Here is an 18,082-nt window from a genome sequence, read left to right on the forward strand (position 1 = left end):
GCTATCGGAACAAAATCCGCTTCGCAACGAACCGCTCACCTTGAGTTGCTCCAGCCCGCGCGGGTCGTGCGTTAGATTCAGCGTGCCGGGACACCACGAGCGGGAGGGGCGGATGACGACGGGATCGGTCAACCCGCGCCGTGCGGACACCCGGCGCAACCACGAGCGCATCCTCATCGCGGCGGCGGAGTCGCTCGCCGCCTCGGGTGAGGTCTCGTTCAACGCCATCGCGAAGCGGGCGGAGGTCGGCGTCGGCACGGTGTACCGGCACTTCCCGACGCCGGAGTCGCTGATCCTGGCGGTCTACCAGCGCGAGGTGCGCCACCTGGTGGACGTGGTGCCGAGCCTGCTCGCGGAGCACGCGCCGGAGCAGGCGTTCCGGGTGTGGACCACCGACCACCTGGCGCACTACATGATGACCAAGCGCGGGCTGGCGAACGCGCTGCGGCTGGCGTCGCCTTCGCGCGGCGAACTGCCCGCGAACGCCTACGAGGCGATGGTCGGTGCGGTGGCCACGCTGCTGGAAGCGAACGTGGCCGCCGGGACGGTGCGCCCCGGGCTGGAGCCGGAACTCGTGCTGCGCGGCCTCGGCGGCCTGCTCTTCCTGGACCCGGCGAGCGACTGGCGCGAACAAGCGGCGGCACTGGCCGACCTGCTTTGGCGCGGCATGTGCGTACACACCTGCGGCCACCCCCACTGACCCGGCGCCCGGCCACCCGAGTGCGGGCAGCCGGTGGGCACGCTCGCCGTTCCGCACCGAGATCGACGGTGACATCCTGTTCACCGTCACCACCGACGAGGTCGAGCTGACCGGGACCGCCGCGACCGGGCTGGGCGCCATCGCCTCCGAGGTGGCCTGGGACGCGGTGCTGAGCAGTGTCGAGTGAGGAGACCGAGCATGCCGATCGCCACGCACGTCTCCACGGAGACCGAACCGGCCGCCCGCGGCCGCGAGCTGGGCCGGGCCCGGCGGGCCGAGCTGCACGCCGCGTTCGGCCGGTACGACGAGCTGTTCCGGGCGGAGGGCGCGAGACCGGGCCAGGTGGCCGGCTGGGGCGCGCGGGCGCTGGCCGAGACGAGGGCGTGGGCACCGGCGCTGGCCGATGAGATGACCGGCATGGCCGAAGGTGCCGGTCTCGAACCGTGGCAGCTCGGGGCGCTCAACGGGCGCACCGAGATCCTCGCCGCGCTGGCGGTCACCGGGGAAGGCGAGTGCTCGGCGGCGGTCGTGCTGCCGCCGTCGGGTGCGCCGCGGACCGTGCAGACCTGGGACTGGCACGACACCTTCCGCGAGGGCATGCTGCTCTGGTCGATGGACCGCGTGCAGACGTTCACCGAATTCGGTGTGGTGGGCAAGATCGGCGTCAACGGCGACGGGCTCGGGCTGCACTTCAACGTGTTGCGCCACGCCTCGGACCACAGCGACATCGGCGTGCCGGTGCACGTGGTCGCGCGCCGGATCCTGGACGAGGCGTCGACCGTCACCGAAGCGGTCGAGCTGGCGCGGTCGGCGCGGCTTTCGGCGTCGTCGGTGCTCACCGTGGTGACCTACGACGGTGAGCGCGGGGACGCCGTCTGCCTCGAGCTTTCGCCGGAGCGGGTCGGTGAACTGCCCGTCGGCGAGGACGGGGTTCTCTTGCACACCAACCACTTCCTCGATGAGAAGCTGGCGGCGGGGGAGCAGACCACCAACGAGGTGTCCAGTACGTTCGACCGGCTTCCGGGTTTGCGTGACCGGGTTTCCGCGCTGGACACCGCCGACCGCACCGAGCGCGCGCGGGCCCTGCACTCGCATCGTGAGACCGGGCCCGGTATCTGCGCGCACGCCGATCACACACTGCCCGCCCACCTGCGCTGGGAAAGCCTGGCCACGCTCAGCCTCGACGTGGCCGCCGGGCGGCTGTACGCCCACGAAGGCGGGCCGTGCCGGATCGAACCGGACGGCTGGCAGAGCGCACCTTTCGAGTCCGACGAGTAGGGCCGGGCATGACCGCCGACCTCAGCTACCGCCCGCGCAACCGGCGCCGCGGCCGGTGAGGTGGACGCGGCACTGGCCAGGGCGGCCGCCGCCGCCCTCGACGAGTCGTCCACAGTGGACGAACTGGTCGAGCTGACCGACGCGGAAACCGCGCACGGCGAGCCGCGGCCGCGGATGGAGATCGCGCCCACGCCGGGCATCGCCAGGGTGCAGGTCTCGCTCGGGCCGGCGGCGGTCTTCGGCGCGGCAACTTCCCGTTCGCTATGAATGTGGCTTTCATAGCGTCTAGCGCAATGAAAGCCACATTCATAGCGTTGCCCCAGCCTCCTCTGTGTCCTGGCCTGCGCGACCCTGGCTGCCTACCGCGTCGTCGAGCGGCGATCCCGGAGGGCCATGGGCAGGGAGCGCACGGTGCCCGCCTCGCGCGGGTGCAGGTCGATCGCGGTGATCGCCGCGGTGTTCGCCCGCCGCAGCGAGCGCGCCGAGGCGTTGGGGGAGTAGCCGAGCCGTGCTGGTCACCAGCTGCCGGGTGCGCTCCGAGACCCGGCCGGAGCCGCGCAGCGCGTCCGAGGCCGTGGTCTTGGAAACGCCGGCGACGCGCGCCACTTCGACCAGCGTGACCGGCTCTTCCTCGCGCTCCAGCCGAAGATAGCCGATGCCCGGCACCCACCCAGTGCGTATGAAACGATTCATTGCGTAAGCCGATGGCCGTTTCCGGACCTTGAGTCCGCTGGTGCCCTTCGCTAGTCTCCCGCTTAATACGTTTCAAAGTGTGACCTACGTCAACGAGGACGAGGAGACTCACTTGACTTCCTCCGAAGCTGTCGGCACTACGCAGGCGGACGAGTCCGGAACGGTCAGCCGCCAGCAGTGGAAGTGGTCCGTGCTGGCCGCGATGGCCTCCTACCTGGACGCCGGCTCGATCGTGGCGCTGGGCTCCGGCCTCGCGCTGTTCCAGGCCTACCTGGGGTTGAGCAGCGGCGCGGTCGGCGCGCTGGCCGCGATCGGCCCGAACGCCATCGGCTGCGCGCTCGGCGCGCTGATCGGCGGGCGGCTGGGCGACAAGCTCGGCCGCAAGCGCATCTACAAGTACGACCTGCTGGTCTACGCGGCGGGCATCCTCTGCATCGCGCTCGCGGTCAACGCGCCGATGCTGTTCATCGGCACCTTCGTGGTCGGCGTCGCGGTCGGCGCCGACGTGCCCACCTCGCTCGCGCTGGTCGGTGAGTTCTCGCCGTCGAAGGCCAGGGGCAAGCTGCTGGCCTTCACGCAGATCGCCTGGAACGCCGGGCCGGTCGTGGTGCTGCTGCTGGCGCTGGCGTTGTCCCCGCTGGAACTGCTCGGCATCCGGATCGTCTTCCTGCACCTTTTTGTGGTCGCGATCGTCACCTGGGCGCTGCGCCGGGGGCTGGCGGAGTCGGCGAGGTGGAAGGCGGCGGCCACCGCGGGCGGTTCCGTCGCGGTGCGGCTCGGCGCGCTCTTCCGCGGCGCGAACCTGCGCGCGCTGCTCTGGACCGGCACCATCTACCTGTTCTGGAACGTGGCCGCCGGTACCAACGGCATCTTCACCCCGTACATCATCACCACGCTCAACGCGGGCAGCCAGGCGGCCAGCGTGGCGCTGTCCTGCGCCGGGTTCGTCATCGGCATCCTGGGCACGCTGGTGTTCATGCGCCTGGTCGACCGCGGGCACGCCCTGCGCAAGAAGATGTGGGCCGCCGGCGCGGTGATGCAGGTGATCGCCTTCGTGCTGTACCTGGTGTTCCCGTTCAACATCCCGGTGATCATCGGCAACATCGTGTTGTTCGGCGTGGGTGCCGCGTTCGCCGGTGAAGCGGTGTACAAGATCGTCAGCCAGGAGCTGTTCCCGACCATGCTCCGCGGCACCGCGCAGGGCCTGACCTTCGGCGTGGCGCGCACCTTCCTCGGCATCTGGAGCTTCTTCGTGCCGACGCTGGCGACCGCGGGCATCGGGCCGGTGGCCGCGCTGCTGGCGGGCTGCCTGGTGATCAGCGGCGTGGTCGGCTACTTCTTCATGCCCGACACCTCCGGCAAGTCGCTGGAGCAGATCGAAGCGGAGCGGGCGCTGGCATGACGCGGTTGCTGACCCGGTTCCGCGAACCGGGCCCGGAGTCCGGCCCGCTGCCGATCTGGTGGTGGAGCGGGGCCAAGGTGACCGGGGCCCGGCTGCGTGAGCAGATGGAACGGCTGGCCGGGCAGGGGGTGCGCCAGGCGGTGGTGCTGTGCCTGGCGCCCACCGGGCCGATGTTCGGCTCGGTGGCCGACGACCCGCCGTTCCTCAGTCCACAGTGGATCGAGCTGTTCGACGGCGCCTGCGCCGACGCCGAGCGGATCGGGTTCCGGCTGTGGCTGTACGACCAGATCGGCTTCTCCGGCGCGAACTTCCAGGGGCGCATCACCGCGCGGAACCCGGAGTTCGCCGGTCTGGCGCTGCATCGCGACGAAGCCGGGGTGATCCGCGAGCGGGTCAGCGGCTTCGACTACTTCGGGGTGGACGCCTGCGCCACCCTGCTGGACCAGGTCCACGGCGAGCTGGACCGGCAACTCGGGCACTGGTTCGGCAAGGTGGTGCCCGGCTTCTTCCAGGACGAGCTGCCCGCCATGCCGACCTGGGGCCACGACTTCGCCGAAACCTTCGCCGCGCACTACGGTTACGAACTCGCCCTGCCCGCGTTGTTCGGCGGGGACGACTCCGAGTCGGCACGCCATCGCCACGACTACCACGAGCACCGCGCCCGCCTGGCGCGCCGGGCGTTCTTCGACCCGCTCGACCGGTGGTTCGCCGAGCGCGCGCTGATCTGCGGGTTCGACCAGCCGTCTCCGGCACGCGAAGGCGATCCCGTCGGCGGTGTCCAGTTGTACGGCGACTATCTCGGCACGCATTCCGGTTTCGGCGCGCCGGGATGCGACCACTGGGGCGATCCGAAGGTGCACAGCTCGCTGGCCCACGCGAACGGGCACGGGCGCACCTGGATCGAGGCGTTCCACTCGTCCGGCTGGGGCGGCACGCTGGAGGAGACCTACGACTGGCTCGCGCCGTTCCTGCGCCGGGGCGCGAACCTGTACGACCCGCACGCCGTCTACTACTCGACGGCGGGCGGCTGGTGGGAGTGGGCGCCGCCGTCGACCTGCTGGCGCCAGCCGTACTGGCCCGCCTATCACCAGTTCTCCACGGCGGTGGCGCGGTTGTGCTCGGTGCTGACCACCGGCACGCACGTCTGCGACGTGGTCCTGCTGTCGCCGACCAGCACTACGCAGGCCCATCTCACGCTCGACGGCCCGCTGCCGCCGGCCGAGCGCGCGGCGGCGTGTTACCACCGGCTGAACGGCGCCAGCGTCTGGTTCGCGGAGGAACACGGCGTGCTGGAGGCCGCCGGGATCGACCACGACACGCTCGACGAGCACACGATCGCCGGGGCCGAAGTGCTCGGCGACCGGCTGCGGATCGGTGAAGAGACCTACCGCACGGTGGTCCTGCCGGAGGCCGAACGGCTGCTCCCGGCCGCGGCGGCGAAACTGACCGAGTTCGCGCGCGCCGGTGGTCAGGTGATCTGCGTGGGCGCCGCGCCGCTGGACGACGTGACCGTGGTCGAGCGGCCGGAAGACGTGCCCGGCTTGATCCCCGCTGGGAACGTCCGCGCGGACGCGCCGTTCCTCCTGCGCCGCGACGGCGATTCCTTTGTGCTCCTGCTGACCGCGCACGACGAGCACACCGGCACGCTGGCGCCGATCGTGGACCTGGAGCGGGAGAACTGGGCCGAGGCCGGGTTCCCGTGGGAGGAGTACTGGCGGCGGCTGCGTGAGGACGGCTACCGGTTCGTGCCCGCCACCGGCCGCGTGGCGCGGGTCCGGACCACCGGCCTGCCCGGCCGGGCGCAGCGGTGGAATCCCCGCACCGGCGAGCGCACGGAACTGGTGGTGCGGGACGGCGCGTTCGAGGTGCCGTTCGACGACGGGCCGATTTCGCTGGTGGTGCTCGGCGACGACCTTCCCGAAGCCGATGCCCGGCCGCTCGGGCCGGAACTGGGCGCGGAACCGGTGACCGGGCGGTGGCTGGCGCTCGCTGAATCCACTTTGGACAACAGCGAGGGTGATCTCGCCGGGGCCGGCCGCGACGGGGTGCTGCCGATCGAAGTCTGGCGGCTGAGCCACGAGAGCGGCCCGGTGATCGCCGGCTTCGGCCCGTTCGCCGAAGTGCGTGATCCCGACGGCACCTGGCGGCACGCGGAATGGTCGCTGTCGCGCGGCATCCACAAGGATCCCGTGCACAACGAAACCTTGGGGCCCAAGGGATATGTCGCCGAGGAGTTCCTGGACTGGCGGCACGTGCCCGCGGGCGCGAGCGTCGCCGTGCGCACACATCTGGCCTTGCCGGACCGTGACGGACTCCGGCTGGTGGTCGGTTCCGGAGCCGAGCGGCGGGTATGGCTCGACGGCCACCAACTGCCATCGGCGGGGGAGGGTTACCACTCGGTCAGCGCGGTGCCCGGCGGGCGGACCGGGTGCCTGGAGATCGAGTTCACCGCGACGGAGGACGGTCCCGTGCGGGGATCCTTCGCCGTGGTCACCGATTTCGAGCGGTACTGCCGTCCTGAATGGATGGAGGGTGCCGAGGTCAGCCGCACCTTCGAGGTCACCGAACCGGGCAGTGCGGTCGTGCAGGTGGCGAGCGAGGGTGCCTGCCGGGTGGTGCTGAACGGCACGGAGATCGGCAGGCAGGGCGACTTCAACCCGTATCCGGGACACCGCGAAATCCGCGTGCACCCCTACGAACTTTCCCTGCGCCCGGGAGAGAACACGCTGACGCTGGCGCTCGGACCCGGCGCGGTCGCGGCCGTCGACGCGCCGGAGCTGGGCCTCACCAGCGGTCCGGAATGGACCTGTGAAGGGCTTCGCCGCAAGCATCCGCGCGATCCCCGGTTCCTCTGCCTCCGGCCGCGCCCGCACCCGCTGCCCGGGGCCTGGTGGCTGGAACCCGAAGCGGCGCCCGGCGACGTGGTCGTGCCGGTGGTCCCCGACCTGGCGCCGTCCGGTGAGCGCACCGAATCGCTGGCTTTCCCGGCGCCGCTGGGTACGGTGTCGGTGCGCATACCGTCCGATTTGGCGGTGATCGCGGTCGTCGGCGGAACGGAGTACAAGCCGGTCGGTGGCCGGGTCCGGCTGCCGGAACCGCTCGCCGCCGGAACGCCGGTGCGGCTGGACTTCCGCGCGGTCGACGGACGGCGGGCGGGTGCCCTGCTGGATTCGGCGATCGAAGTCGAGGTCGCCGAAGCACCCGTCGAACTGCGCAGCTGGGAGGAACTCGGCCTGCGTGCGCTCGGCGGCCGGATGCGCTACCGCACCACGTTCACCGCACCGGACGGCCGCGTGGTGCTCGATCTCGGTGAAGTCCGCGGCACGGCGGACGTGCTGGTCAACGGTGTGCTCGTGGACCAGCTCGTGTGGGCGCCGTGGCGCACGGAGATCACCGATGCCCTGCGGCCGGGCGAGAACCGGCTGGAGATCGTCGTGCGCGGCACGCTCGCCGGCTATCTCGACGACGCCTCACCGACCACCGCCGTGGCCGCCGGGCAGGTCCGCACCGGACTGTTCGGCCCGGTCCGGCTGATCCGACACGGAGGTGCACGATGACCAAGGTCGGCCTGGTCGCCGGTGGGCTGGGTGCCTACTGGCCGCAGTTCCCGGAACTGCTGCCGCAGCTGAAGCTGTCCGCCGAACGGGTTTCCGAGCGGATGCGGGAGTTCGGCTGCGAAGTGGTCGACGCCGGCTTCATCTCCGATCCGCAGGAAGGCGACCGGGCGGCCGAGCAGCTGCGCGCGGCCGGGTGCGACCTGATCGTGGCGTTCCTGACCACCTACCTGACCTCGAACATGCTGATGCCGGTGGCGCAGCGCAGTGGCGCGCCGGTGCTGCTGCTGAACCTCCAGCCCACCGAGGTGATGGACCACGCCACCTTCGACACCGGTGCCTGGCTCGCCTACTGCGGTGCCTGCCCGATGCCGGAGATGGTCAACGCCTTCCGCCGGTGTGGGGTCGAAGCCCGGTGTGTCAGCGGCTATCTGGAGGAACCCGCCGCCTGGGACAAGATCGGGCGCTGGGTGCGCGCGGCGGGGGGCCGCGCGAAACTGCGCCGCGGCAGGCACGGGCTGCTCGGGCACCTGTACCCGGGCATGCTCGACGTGTCCACCGATCTCACGCTGGTCCCGCGGGCCTTCGCCGAGCGCGTCGAAGTGCTGGAGATCGACGACCTGCGGGTGCGGGTCGAGCAGGTCGGTGACGCGGCCACCGACGACCGGGTGGCGCACGCGCGTGAAGTGTTCACAGTGGACTCGACGGTGGCCGAGGAGGACCTGCGGTGGGCGGCGAAGGTGTCCGTGGCGCTGGACCAGCTGGTGGACGACTTCGGCCTGGACAGCCTGGCCTACTACCACCGCGGCCTCAACGGCGAGACGCACGAGCGCGTCGGTGCGGGCATGATCCTGGGCGCCTCCCTGCTCACCGCGCGCGGGATTCCGGCTGCCGGTGAGTACGAACTGCGCACCTCGCTGGCGATGCTCATCCTCGACCAGCTGGGCGCGGGCGGCTCGTTCACCGAGTTGCAGGCGCTGAACTTCCGCGACGACGTGGTGGAGATGGGTCACGACGGTCCCGCGCACCTGGCGATCAGCGACGGCAAGCCGATCCTGCGCGGGCTCGGCGTGTACCACGGGAAGCGCGGCTGGGGCGTGTCGGTGGAGTTCGACGTCAGGCACGGCCCGGTCACCGCGTTCGGGCTCGGGCAGCAGCCCGACGGCGCCTTCCGGTTCGTCGCGTCGGAGGGCACCGTGGTGGACGGGCCGTTGCTGCGCATCGGGAACACAACGTCCAGAGTGGACTTCGGCAGGCACCCCGGCGAGTGGACCGACGACTGGAGCATGACCGGCATCGGTCACCACTGGGCACTCGGTGTCGGGCACCGCGTGGCCGAACTCCGTGCGGTCGCCGACCTCTGCGGCCACGAACTCGTCACCGTCACCCAGGAGGGCATCCGTTGACAGCCACCACCGCCGGTCCGGTCCGCTTCGAGCACCGCGACGACCCGCTCGGGCTGGGCACCGCGACCCCGCGGTTGTCCTGGCAGGTGCGCACGGACGAGCCGGAATGGACGCAGACCGCCTACGAACTGGACCTCGACGGCGTGGTGGTGCGCGTGGATTCCGCCGAGCAGGTGCTGGTGCCGTGGCCGTTCGAACCGCTGGCGTCGCGGGCGCGGGCGACGGTACGGGTGCGGGTCGCTTCGGGGGACGACTGGTCGCCGTGGAGCGAACCGTCCACAGTGGAGACGGGTTTGCTGTCGCCGTCGGACTGGTCCGCGCGGTTCGTCAGCCCGGTGAAACTCGGGGGAATCGGTGCGCCCGCGCCGATCCTCAGCCACACGGTGACCCTGCGGCCGGACATCGTCTCGGCCCGGCTCTACGCCACCGCGCACGGCGTTTACGAGGCACGCCTGAACGGCGAGCGCGTCGGCGACGAGGTGCTCGCGCCGGGCTGGACCAGTTACCGCAAGCGTTTGCGCTACCAGACCCACGACGTGACTTCACTGCTGCGCGAAGGTCCGAACAACATCGACGTGCTGCTGGGCAACGGCTGGTACCGCGGGCGGCTCGCCTGGGCGGGCAAGCGGGCGCACTACGGCGACAGGCTGGCGCTCCTGGCGCAGCTGGAGGTCACCTACGCCGACGGTTCGATCGAGGTGTTCGGCACCGACGAGCAGTGGACGGCACACAACAGCGGCGTGCTGGCCGACGATCTGTACGACGGGCAGCACACGGACATGCGTGGTACCGAGTCCACTGTGGACGCCGTCGAAGTGGTGGACGGTGACCTGGGACGGCTGGTCGCGCCCGAGGGACCGCCGGTGCGTGCGACCGAGGTGCTGCCCGCGTTGAAGGTGTGGCAGTCGCCGTCGGGACGGACGCTGGTCGACTTCGGGCAGAACGTGGTCGGCTGGGTCCGGCTCCACCTGCGCAACACGCGGTCGGGGCAGGAGGTGGTGGTGCGGCACGCGGAAGTGCTGGAGCACGGTGAACTCGGCGTGCGGCCGCTGCGGTCGGCGAAGGCCACCGACACCTACGTGCTCGACGACGCGGCCGAGGTCGTGGTGGAGCCGAACCTGACCTTCCACGGCTTCCGGTACGCCGAGATCACCGGCGCGGAGGTGGCCGCCGAGGACCTGGCCGCGGTGGTGGTCGGCACCGATCTGCGGCGCACCGGCTGGTTCACCTGCTCCGAACCTGAGCTGGAGCAGTTCCACCGCAACGTGGTGTGGGGCATGCGCGGCAACTTCCTGGACGTGCCCACGGACTGCCCGCAACGCGACGAGCGGCTCGGCTGGACCGGCGACATCCAGGTTTTCGCGCCGACGGCCGGTTTCCTGTTCGACACCGCGGGCTTCCTCAGCACCTGGCTGGCCGATCTCGCCGCCGAGCAGCAGGACGACGGCTCGGTCCCGTTTGTCGTGCCGGACGTGCTCTACGGCGAGTCGCCGACCGCCACCGCGTGGGGTGACGCGGCCACCGTCGTGCCGTGGGTGCTGTACCGCCGCAACGGCGACACGGGCGTGCTCGCCCGGCAGTTCGACAGCATGCGTGCCTGGGTGGACAAGATCTCTTCGCTGACCACGGACGGCGTGTGGGCGGGCGGTTTCCAGTTCGGTGACTGGCTGGACCCGACCGCGCCACCGGAGAATCCCTTTGCCGCACAGGCGGATTCCGACGTGGTGGCCACCGCGTACCTGGTCCGCTCGGCGGAGATCGTCGCCGAGACGGCGCGGGTGCTCGGCCGGGACGCCGAGCACTACGAGAAGCTGGCCGCCGACACCAGGGACGCCTTCGTCCGGCACTACGTCACCGAGGCGGGCCGGGTGCTCAGCGACGCGCCGACGGTCTACGCGCTGGCGTTGGAATGGGACCTGCTGCCGACCGCGGCCCAGCGTGCGCACGCAGCTGAACAGCTGGCGGATCTCGTGCGTGCCAACGGTTTCCGCATCGGAACAGGATTCGTCGGCACACCGCTGATCACCGACGCGCTGACCTCGGCCGGCCGTCCCGACCTCGCCTACCGGCTGCTGCTCGAACGCGGCTGCCCGTCGTGGCTGTACCCGGTGACCATGGGCGCGACCACCATCTGGGAGCGCTGGGACAGCATGCTGCCCGACGGCTCGATCAACCCGGGTGAGATGACCTCGTTCAACCACTACGCGCTGGGCGCGGTCGCCGACTGGATGCACCGGAGCATCGCGGGCCTGGCCCCGGCCGCGCCGGGCTACCGGCGGATCACCGTGCGCCCGAGGCCGGACGCCGCGCTGACGCACGCCTCGGCCCGCCACGAAACGCCGTACGGCATGGCGTCGGTGGCGTGGCTGCGGGAAGGCGGGGAGTTCACTGTGGACGCCGAGATCCCGCCCGGTACCGCCGCCGAGGTGCACCTGCCCGGCCGCGAGCCGGTCGAGGTGCGGCACGGGCGGCACCACTGGACGGTGCCGGACCCGGTGACCCCGCGGCCCGCGCCGGTCACCGTGCGGGACCTGCTCGACCATCCCGAGCTGTGGCCGAAGGCGGTCGCGCTGCTGGCGGAACTGGGGCTGGGCGAGGATTCCGCGCGGCTCGCGGCCGAGGCCGCGCCGTTCCTGCACCTGCCGGCCGCCGAACTCGCGAGCAAGCTCGCCATGAAGGACCCGTCCCGTGACGGGGCCGCCGCCGAGGCCGCGCTGGCCGCGCTGCTCGGGTGACGTCCGCCGTTCCGGACGGCGACCACGGCGTGAACAGGGCCTGTACTTCGGGCAGAACCCTTGTCGCGCGCCAAATGTCCGGGTTATGAACATCCGCGAGTTCGGCGAGGACAGGAGAGCCTGAAGTGACGATTTCGCGTCGGCAGCTGCTGGGGTACGGCGGTGCGAGCCTCGGTGCGGTCCTGCTCGGTAATGGGGTGTGGAACGCGGCGAGCAGCTTCGCCGCGCCGTCCGGCACCGGCAACCCGTTCACCCTCGGGGTGGCCTCCGGTGACCCGGCGCCCGACGGTGTGGTGCTGTGGACCCGGCTGGCTCCTGATCCGTTCGCCGTGGACGGTTCGGGTGGCATGCCCGCGAAGCCGGTGCGCGTGGAGTACGAAATCGCGCGTGACGACCGGTTCCGCCAGGTGGTGCGGCGCGGCAGCGTGGTCGCCACGCCGGAGCTGGGGCACTCGGTGCACCCGGAGATCCACGGCCTCGCCCCGGATCACGAGTACCACTACCGGTTCCGCGTCGGCGGGGAGCTCTCACCGGCCGGGCGCACCCGGACCATGCCGTCGCTCTGGTCCGATCCGGACGAACTGCGCTTCGCCTTCGCGTCGTGCCAGGCCTGGCAGGACGGGTACTTCACCGCGTACGACCACATGGCCGCCGAGGACCTGGACTTCGTCGTGCACCTCGGGGACTACCTGTACGAATACGGGGTCGGCACGAACAAGCGCGGGGTGACGGTGGACCCGCGGTTCCACACCGAGACCTTCGACCTGGCGCGGTACCGGCTGCAGTATTCGCTGTACAAGAGCGAGGCGCCGCTGCAGCTCGCGCACGCGCGGTTCCCCTGGATCGTGACCTTCGACGATCACGAGGTCGAGAACAACTGGGCTGGCGACATCTCGCAGGCCGACACCGAGCCGGACCAGGACCCGGCGGTGTTCCGGCTGCGGCGGGCCGCGGCGTTCCAGGCGATGTACGAGCACCTGCCGCTGCGGCGCGCGCAGATCCCGTCCGGCCCGGACATGCGCATGCACCGGCGGCTGCGTTACGGGCGGCTGGCCGACCTGACCATGCTCGACACCCGGCAGTACCGCGACGACCAGCCGTGTGGTGACGGCGGCGGGGTCGGCTGCGCCGACCGGTTCGACACCGACCGCACGATTCTCGGCGCGGAGCAACGGCAATGGCTGCTCGACGGGTTCAGCAGCTCGCGGGCGCGGTGGCAGATCCTGGGCAACCAGGCGCCGATCGGGCAGACCGACCGGGACCCGGGCGAGGCGGTCGACGTGTGGTACGACCCGTGGGACGGCTACGTGGCCGACCGCGACCGGGTGCTGGCCGCCGCGCAGGACCGCGACGTCCGCAACCTGGTGGTGATCACCGGCGACCGGCACCAGAACTACGCCTGGGACCTCAAGCGCGACTTCACCGACCCGGACTCGCCGGTGGTGGCGAGCGAGTTCGTCGGTACCTCGATCAGCAGCGGGGCCGACGGCGCGGACATGAACGAGGACGGCGTGAAGTTCCTCGCGGCCAACCCGCACATGAAGTTCTTCAACGCACAGCGGGGTTACGTGCGCGTGCACGTCGACCGGGACCGGTGGCGCAGCGACTTCCGGGTCCTGCCGTACGTCACCAAGCCCGGTGCCCCCGTCTCGACGCGCGCGAGCTTCGTCGTCGAGGACCAGCGCCCCGGCGTCCAGCCGGCCTGACCGGGCGGCGGCGGTGGTGCGCCGTCGGCCATCATGGTGGGGAGAAGGCGGACCTGATCCCGGGCTGAGGGAGGGCGGATGGACGATCCGCACATCCACGTCGACCGCCGGGTGCTGCACACGGGCGCGGACCAGCGCAACCTGATCGCCTCGATGCTGGGCGCGGTGTCCGACGCCCCGGCCGTGGTCACCACCGGCTGCGGCATCGAAGTGCGGTACGCGATGACCTCCCCGCACCCGGAAAGCGTGACCTGCCTGGCCTGCCGGGAGCACGCGCACCGGGAACACCTGGCCTTCGCCGGGCAGGTGGAGAACCTGAGCCGGATGCCGGGCTCGGTGGTCACCCCGGCGCAGGCGGCCCAGGTGGCCGAGCGGCACCACGACCTCGCCCGGCGGTTCAGCGGCGGCTCGCGGTCAGGGTGAAGCTTTCGGGCAGCAGGTCGAACACCCGGTTGAGGTGCCCGGCGAACGCCGCCCTGCTCGGGGTGCCCGGCTCTTCGGCCCACGCCTCCTGCGCGAGGTGGAACGCCGACACGAGCATGTCCATGGCCAGGCGCAGGCGCGGGTCCGCCGGATCGTCGAGCGCCAGCCGGGTGTGGAGGATCTCCAGCGCGGTCCGGCTGGTGCACTCGCAGAAGTAGAGCCCGCGTGCCTGCACCGACGGTGTGTCCGCGGCCAGCCGCCGCCCCAGCAGCACCCGGTGCGCCCAGTCGTCGCCGGTCATCTCGCCGAGCGTGTCCAGCAGCGTGGCACGCAGCAGGTCCATCACCGTGCCGTCACCGGGATCGGCGACCCGCAGCCGCGCCAGGAAGGCGTTCCACAGGTCTTCCGACGGCGCCAGCGCGACCTCTTCTTTGCTGCCGAACGTGCGGAAGAAGGTCCGCTTCGACACGCCGACCGTGTCGCACAGCTCGTCCAGCGTGACGGTCGCGAAGCCGCGTGAGGTGAACAGCTCCAGCGCGGTGCCGATCAGCGCGTCCCTGGTCTGCTGCTTCTTGCGCTCGCGCAGGGTGGTCATGGCGCCAGCGTAGCGGAGCGGCATTCGCCCCTTGTAGGCTATTGCCACTGAGTGGCACTTCCCGGAAGGTGAGCGTTATGCGTGCTTTGCTGGCTGATCCCACCGCGCCCGGCGGCCTCCGCCTCGGCGAGGCTCCCGAGCCCGTGCCCGCGCCGAACCAGGCGCTGGTCCGCGTGGCCGCCACCTCGCTGAACAGCGGTGAGGTCGTCGCCCTGCTCCCGGAGGCGCAGCCGGGGGCGGTGCTCGGCTGGGACGCCGCGGGCGTGGTCGAACGAGCCGCGGCCGACGGCACCGGCCCGGCCGAGGGCACGCCGGTGGTGACGCTGGGCATGGCCGGGGCGTGGGCCGAGCTGCGCGCCGTGGACACCGAACTGCTGGGCGAGGTGCCCGCGGGTGCCGACCTGGGCGCGATCAGCACGGTGCCGGTGGCCGGGGCGAGCGCCTTGCGCGCGCTGCACCGCGCCGGGCCGATCCTGGGCAGGCGGGTGCTGGTCACCGGGGCGACCGGGGGAGTCGGGCGGTACGCCGTGCAACTCGCTCGACGCGGTGGGGCGCACGTGCTCGCTTCGACCGGGAACCCGGACCGGCACGGGGAAAGCCTGCGCGCGCTCGGCGCGCACGAGGTGGTGACCGGACCGTCCGAAGTGGACGGAACGGTCGACGCGGTGCTCGACATGGTCGGCGGCGGCCAGCTCGTGGCGGCCTACGAGAAGCTGTCCGAGCACGGCACGCTGGTCTCGGTCGGCCGGTCCTCCGGTGCCGACGCCGTGCTCCCGCCCAGCGTGCTGGCGGGCATGGGCGCGCACGACCGCTCGATCACCTCGTTCTTCCTGCTCAACCACACCGGCCTGGCGGCCGACCTGAGCTGGCTGGCCGGGCTGGTCGCGGCGGGTGAGCTGGACCCGCACATCTCCTGGCGCGGCAAGTGGGACGACGCGGCGGACGCGGTGGCGGCCCTGCGTGAACGCCGCCTGTCCGGCAAGGCGGTGCTGGAGATCGCCTATTGACGAACACGGATGTTCGTCAATACCGTCGGCCGGATGGAACTGGCCGGGAAACGCGTGCTGATCACGGGTGCCGCCGGTGGCATCGGCCGGGCGACCGCCCGGCTCGCCGCCGCCGAGGGCGCGCGGCTCTACCTCACCGACCTCAACGGGCCGGGGCTGGCGGAAGCCGTCCGCGAGATCCGCGCCGACGGTGGTGTGGTCGACTTCGCCGAGCCCGCCGACCTCAGCAGCCTCGACGAGGTGACCGGGCTGGGGGAGCGGATCCACCAGCGCTGCGGTCATGTCGACGTGGTGATGAACGTGGCGGGCATTTCGGCGTGGGGCACGGTGGACCGGCTCGAACACCGTCACTGGCGCAGCCTGGTCGAGGTCAACCTGATGGGCCCGGTCCACGTGATCGAGACGTTCCTGCCACCGATGATCAACGCGGGCCGGGGCGGGCACCTGGTCAACGTGTCCTCGGCCGCCGGGCTGATCGGGCTGCCGTGGCACGCGGCCTACAGCGCGAGCAAGTTCGGCCTGCGCGGGGTGTCCGAGGTGCTGCGGTTCGACCTGCGGCAGCACGGCATCGGGGTCAGCCTGGTCTGCCCCGGTGGCGTGCGCACCCCGCTCACCGAGACGGTGGAGGTCGCCGGGATCGACACCGCGAGCCCGGTCTGGGTGCGCCTGCGGAACGGTTTCCGGAGGCACGCGGTGAGCCCGGAACGGGTCGCCGCGGCGATCGTGCGCGGGGTGCGGCGCCGTCGGTACCTGGTCTACACCTCGCGCGACATCCAGCTGATCCACCTGCTGCAGCGGCTTTGCCCGCCGGTCTACGTGCTGCTGATGCGCCTGGCGAACTTCGCCATGCGACGGCTGTTGCGCGGGGCCGCGGCGTGAGCGGGCCGCGGATCACGCCCGGCGAGCGCGCCGACGTCGGGCTGTTCGCCTGGGTGTTCGCGAAGGTCAGCGGGCGGGTCACCGGGACGCAGCCGCCCAAGCTGTTCCTGACCATGGCCCGGCGCCCGGCGTTGTTCCGCGGCTGGCTGCGTTTCGCCGGACGGCTGATGCCCGGCGGCAAGCTCCCGCGACGCGATACCGAACTGGTGATCCTGCGGGTGGCCCACCTGCGGCGGTGCCGGTACGAGTTCGAGCACCACCGGCGGCTCGGCGCGCGAGCCGGCGTGCATGCGGACGACCTGCGGCGCGTCCAGGCCGGTCCCGGCGAACCGGGCTGGACGCCGCGTGAGCGCGCGCTGCTGAACGCGGTGGACGTCCTGCTGGAGCACCGCGACCTCGACGACACCAGTTGGGCCGCGTTGCGCGAGCACCTCGACGAGCCGGCCGCGGTCGAATTCCTGTTGCTGGTGGGGCACTACGACATGCTGGCCACGTTCCTCACCACGCTGCGCATCGAGCCGGACGAGCCGCGATGACGGAAACCCGGCTGCCCAGCGGACGCCACCACCTCAGCCGCGACGAGGTGGTCGGCGTGCAGCGGGCGCGGATGCTGCGGGCCGCCGCCGAGGTGATGGCCGAGCACGGTTATCCGGGCACCACGGTCGCCGCCGTCATCAAGCGCGCCGGTGTTTCGCGGGAGACGTTCTACCAGCAGTTCCCCAACAAGCAGGCGTGCTTCGTGGCGGCGCTCGAAGGCGCGATCGACCTGCTGGCGTCGGCGGTGGAACCGGTGTCGGCGGGCTCTCCGCTCGAACGCTTCGACCGGTTCCTCGGCGCGTATCTTGGTGCGCTGGCGGAAAACCCCGCGCTCGCCCGGCTTTTCCTCATCGAAACCTACGCCGCGGGCCCGGAAGCGATGCGTCGACGACTGGAGTTGCAGCAGCACTTCGTCGAACTGCTCGTGGTGACCTTCGGCGCGCGTTCACCGCGGGAACGCTTCGCCTGCCAGGCGCTCGTCGGCTCGATCGTTTCGCTGGTGACCGCGCGCTTTGTCGAGGGTGACGTCGAGGGCCTCGCCGGACTCCGCGAGCCGATCGCCGGCCTCGCCCGCGACCTGCTTGTCCGCTAACGGTCAATCCGGGACCGGCCCCGGCGATCGGTGCCACGGTGAGCGCGCAGGTGAACCGGAAGGAAGTCATGCACGCCAGGAAACTCGCCGCCGCGCTCGCCGTGGTCGTCCCGCTCGCCGGCTGTGTCGGCTGCGGAAGCGAGGCACCACCCGCCGCCGCCCCCACCGCCGCCGCCCTCAGCACCACCGTCCCCACCACCGCCTTGTCCACCCCGGCTCCGCCCACGCCCACCACCCCGCCCACCACGACGACCACCGCTTCGGCGCCGCCGCCCAAGCCCGCCGACGGCACGAACCTGGGCGCCTGCTCGGACGGCACCTGCGAGGTCGAGGTGAAGGCCGGTGACGTCATCCGCATCGGCAACCAGGTCAAGGCCACCCCGAAGATCACCGCGCTGACCATTCTGGACGTCGGCGAGAGCGGCCTGACGGTCAATCTCTCCGGCGGCATGACCACCACCATCAGCGGCGGCATCACCATCAACGACGCGCTCAACCTCGACACCCTCCACGTCGCCGACGGCCGTGCGGTGATCAAGCTGTCCCCGGCGTAGCCACTCGTGCCCGGGACGGCA

The 18,082-nt window shown here is 71.5% G+C and carries 15 protein-coding genes and 1 pseudogene; 14 read left to right on the forward strand and 2 right to left on the reverse strand.

Annotated features, from left to right (window positions below):
- Positions 1-112 precede the first annotated feature (112 nt).
- The 3 genes from A4R43_RS03870 to A4R43_RS03880 all read left to right on the forward strand — a co-directional run bounded on the left by A4R43_RS03870 (position 113) and on the right by A4R43_RS03880 (position 2,245).
- Positions 113-700, forward strand: a complete 588-nt coding sequence (locus tag A4R43_RS03870) for a TetR/AcrR family transcriptional regulator (RefSeq protein ID WP_113691022.1) — start codon at positions 113-115, stop codon at positions 698-700.
- A gap of 198 nt (positions 701-898) precedes the next feature.
- Positions 899-1,978, forward strand: a complete 1,080-nt coding sequence (locus A4R43_RS03875) for a C45 family autoproteolytic acyltransferase/hydolase (protein WP_113691023.1) — start codon at positions 899-901, stop codon at positions 1,976-1,978.
- A 60-nt stretch (positions 1,979-2,038) separates the two neighbouring features.
- Positions 2,039-2,245 carry a hypothetical protein gene (locus tag A4R43_RS03880; RefSeq protein ID WP_113691024.1) on the forward strand — a complete coding sequence of 69 codons (207 nt, stop codon included), beginning with the start codon at positions 2,039-2,041 and terminating at the stop codon, positions 2,243-2,245.
- A 294-nt stretch (positions 2,246-2,539) separates the two neighbouring features.
- Here A4R43_RS03880 and A4R43_RS44715 read toward each other — a convergent pair.
- Positions 2,540-2,671: pseudogene (locus A4R43_RS44715) on the reverse strand (hypothetical protein); the annotation flags it as partial.
- A 112-nt stretch (positions 2,672-2,783) separates the two neighbouring features.
- Here A4R43_RS44715 and A4R43_RS03890 point away from each other — a divergent pair.
- From A4R43_RS03890 to A4R43_RS03915, 6 genes are all read left to right on the forward strand, one after another.
- Positions 2,784-4,073, forward strand: a complete 1,290-nt coding sequence (locus A4R43_RS03890) for an MFS transporter (RefSeq protein WP_236808756.1) — start codon at positions 2,784-2,786, stop codon at positions 4,071-4,073.
- Positions 4,070-7,630: a hypothetical protein gene (locus A4R43_RS03895; protein ID WP_113691025.1), complete on the forward strand. Its 3,561-nt coding sequence runs from the start codon at positions 4,070-4,072 to the stop codon at positions 7,628-7,630. Before A4R43_RS03890 ends, A4R43_RS03895 begins: the two co-directional genes overlap by 4 nt.
- Positions 7,627-9,033 carry an L-fucose/L-arabinose isomerase family protein gene (locus A4R43_RS03900; RefSeq protein ID WP_113691026.1) on the forward strand — a complete coding sequence of 469 codons (1,407 nt, stop codon included), beginning with the start codon at positions 7,627-7,629 and terminating at the stop codon, positions 9,031-9,033. Before A4R43_RS03895 ends, A4R43_RS03900 begins: the two co-directional genes overlap by 4 nt.
- Positions 9,030-11,768, forward strand: a complete 2,739-nt coding sequence (locus A4R43_RS03905) for a glycoside hydrolase family 78 protein (protein ID WP_113691027.1) — start codon at positions 9,030-9,032, stop codon at positions 11,766-11,768. The genes A4R43_RS03900 and A4R43_RS03905 overlap by 4 nt, the downstream gene beginning before the upstream one ends.
- Before the next feature lie 125 nt (positions 11,769-11,893).
- A complete protein-coding gene (locus A4R43_RS03910; RefSeq protein ID WP_113691028.1) occupies positions 11,894-13,474 on the forward strand; it encodes an alkaline phosphatase D family protein in 1,581 nt (526 codons plus the stop codon).
- A 78-nt stretch (positions 13,475-13,552) separates the two neighbouring features.
- Entirely contained in the window at positions 13,553-13,897 is a 345-nt protein-coding gene (locus A4R43_RS03915) for a hypothetical protein (protein ID WP_113691029.1), read from the forward strand.
- On the opposite strand, the gene A4R43_RS03920 is transcribed toward A4R43_RS03915, so the two are convergent.
- On the reverse strand, positions 13,872-14,492 hold the full coding sequence (locus A4R43_RS03920; protein WP_113697329.1) for a TetR/AcrR family transcriptional regulator: 621 nt from the start codon (positions 14,490-14,492) through the stop codon (positions 13,872-13,874). The two genes, A4R43_RS03915 and A4R43_RS03920, sit on opposite strands and share 26 nt — an antisense overlap.
- A 77-nt stretch (positions 14,493-14,569) precedes the next feature.
- Here A4R43_RS03920 and A4R43_RS03925 point away from each other — a divergent pair, with 77 nt between their 5' ends.
- Genes A4R43_RS03925 through A4R43_RS42555 form a run of 5 tightly spaced genes read left to right on the forward strand, consistent with a single transcriptional unit; the run spans position 14,570 to position 18,061 of the window.
- Positions 14,570-15,499 carry a zinc-binding dehydrogenase gene (locus A4R43_RS03925; RefSeq protein WP_113691030.1) on the forward strand — a complete coding sequence of 310 codons (930 nt, stop codon included), beginning with the start codon at positions 14,570-14,572 and terminating at the stop codon, positions 15,497-15,499.
- A gap of 9 nt (positions 15,500-15,508) precedes the next feature.
- Entirely contained in the window at positions 15,509-16,378 is an 870-nt protein-coding gene (locus tag A4R43_RS03930; RefSeq protein ID WP_113691031.1) for an SDR family oxidoreductase, read from the forward strand.
- The gene (locus tag A4R43_RS03935; protein WP_113691032.1) at positions 16,375-16,914 is read left to right on the forward strand and encodes a carboxymuconolactone decarboxylase family protein; all 540 of its coding nucleotides are present in this window, start codon (positions 16,375-16,377) and stop codon (positions 16,912-16,914) included. Before A4R43_RS03930 ends, A4R43_RS03935 begins: the two co-directional genes overlap by 4 nt.
- Positions 16,911-17,507, forward strand: a complete 597-nt coding sequence (locus tag A4R43_RS03940; RefSeq protein ID WP_113691033.1) for a TetR/AcrR family transcriptional regulator — start codon at positions 16,911-16,913, stop codon at positions 17,505-17,507. The genes A4R43_RS03935 and A4R43_RS03940 overlap by 4 nt, the downstream gene beginning before the upstream one ends.
- Before the next feature lie 50 nt (positions 17,508-17,557).
- Positions 17,558-18,061 (forward strand): hypothetical protein, encoded by a 504-nt coding sequence (locus A4R43_RS42555; protein WP_162788306.1) that lies wholly within the window; start codon positions 17,558-17,560, stop codon positions 18,059-18,061.
- Positions 18,062-18,082 lie beyond the last annotated feature (21 nt).

It is taken from the genome of Amycolatopsis albispora (assembly GCF_003312875.1).
Classification (GTDB): Bacteria; Actinomycetota; Actinomycetes; order Mycobacteriales; family Pseudonocardiaceae; genus Amycolatopsis; species Amycolatopsis albispora.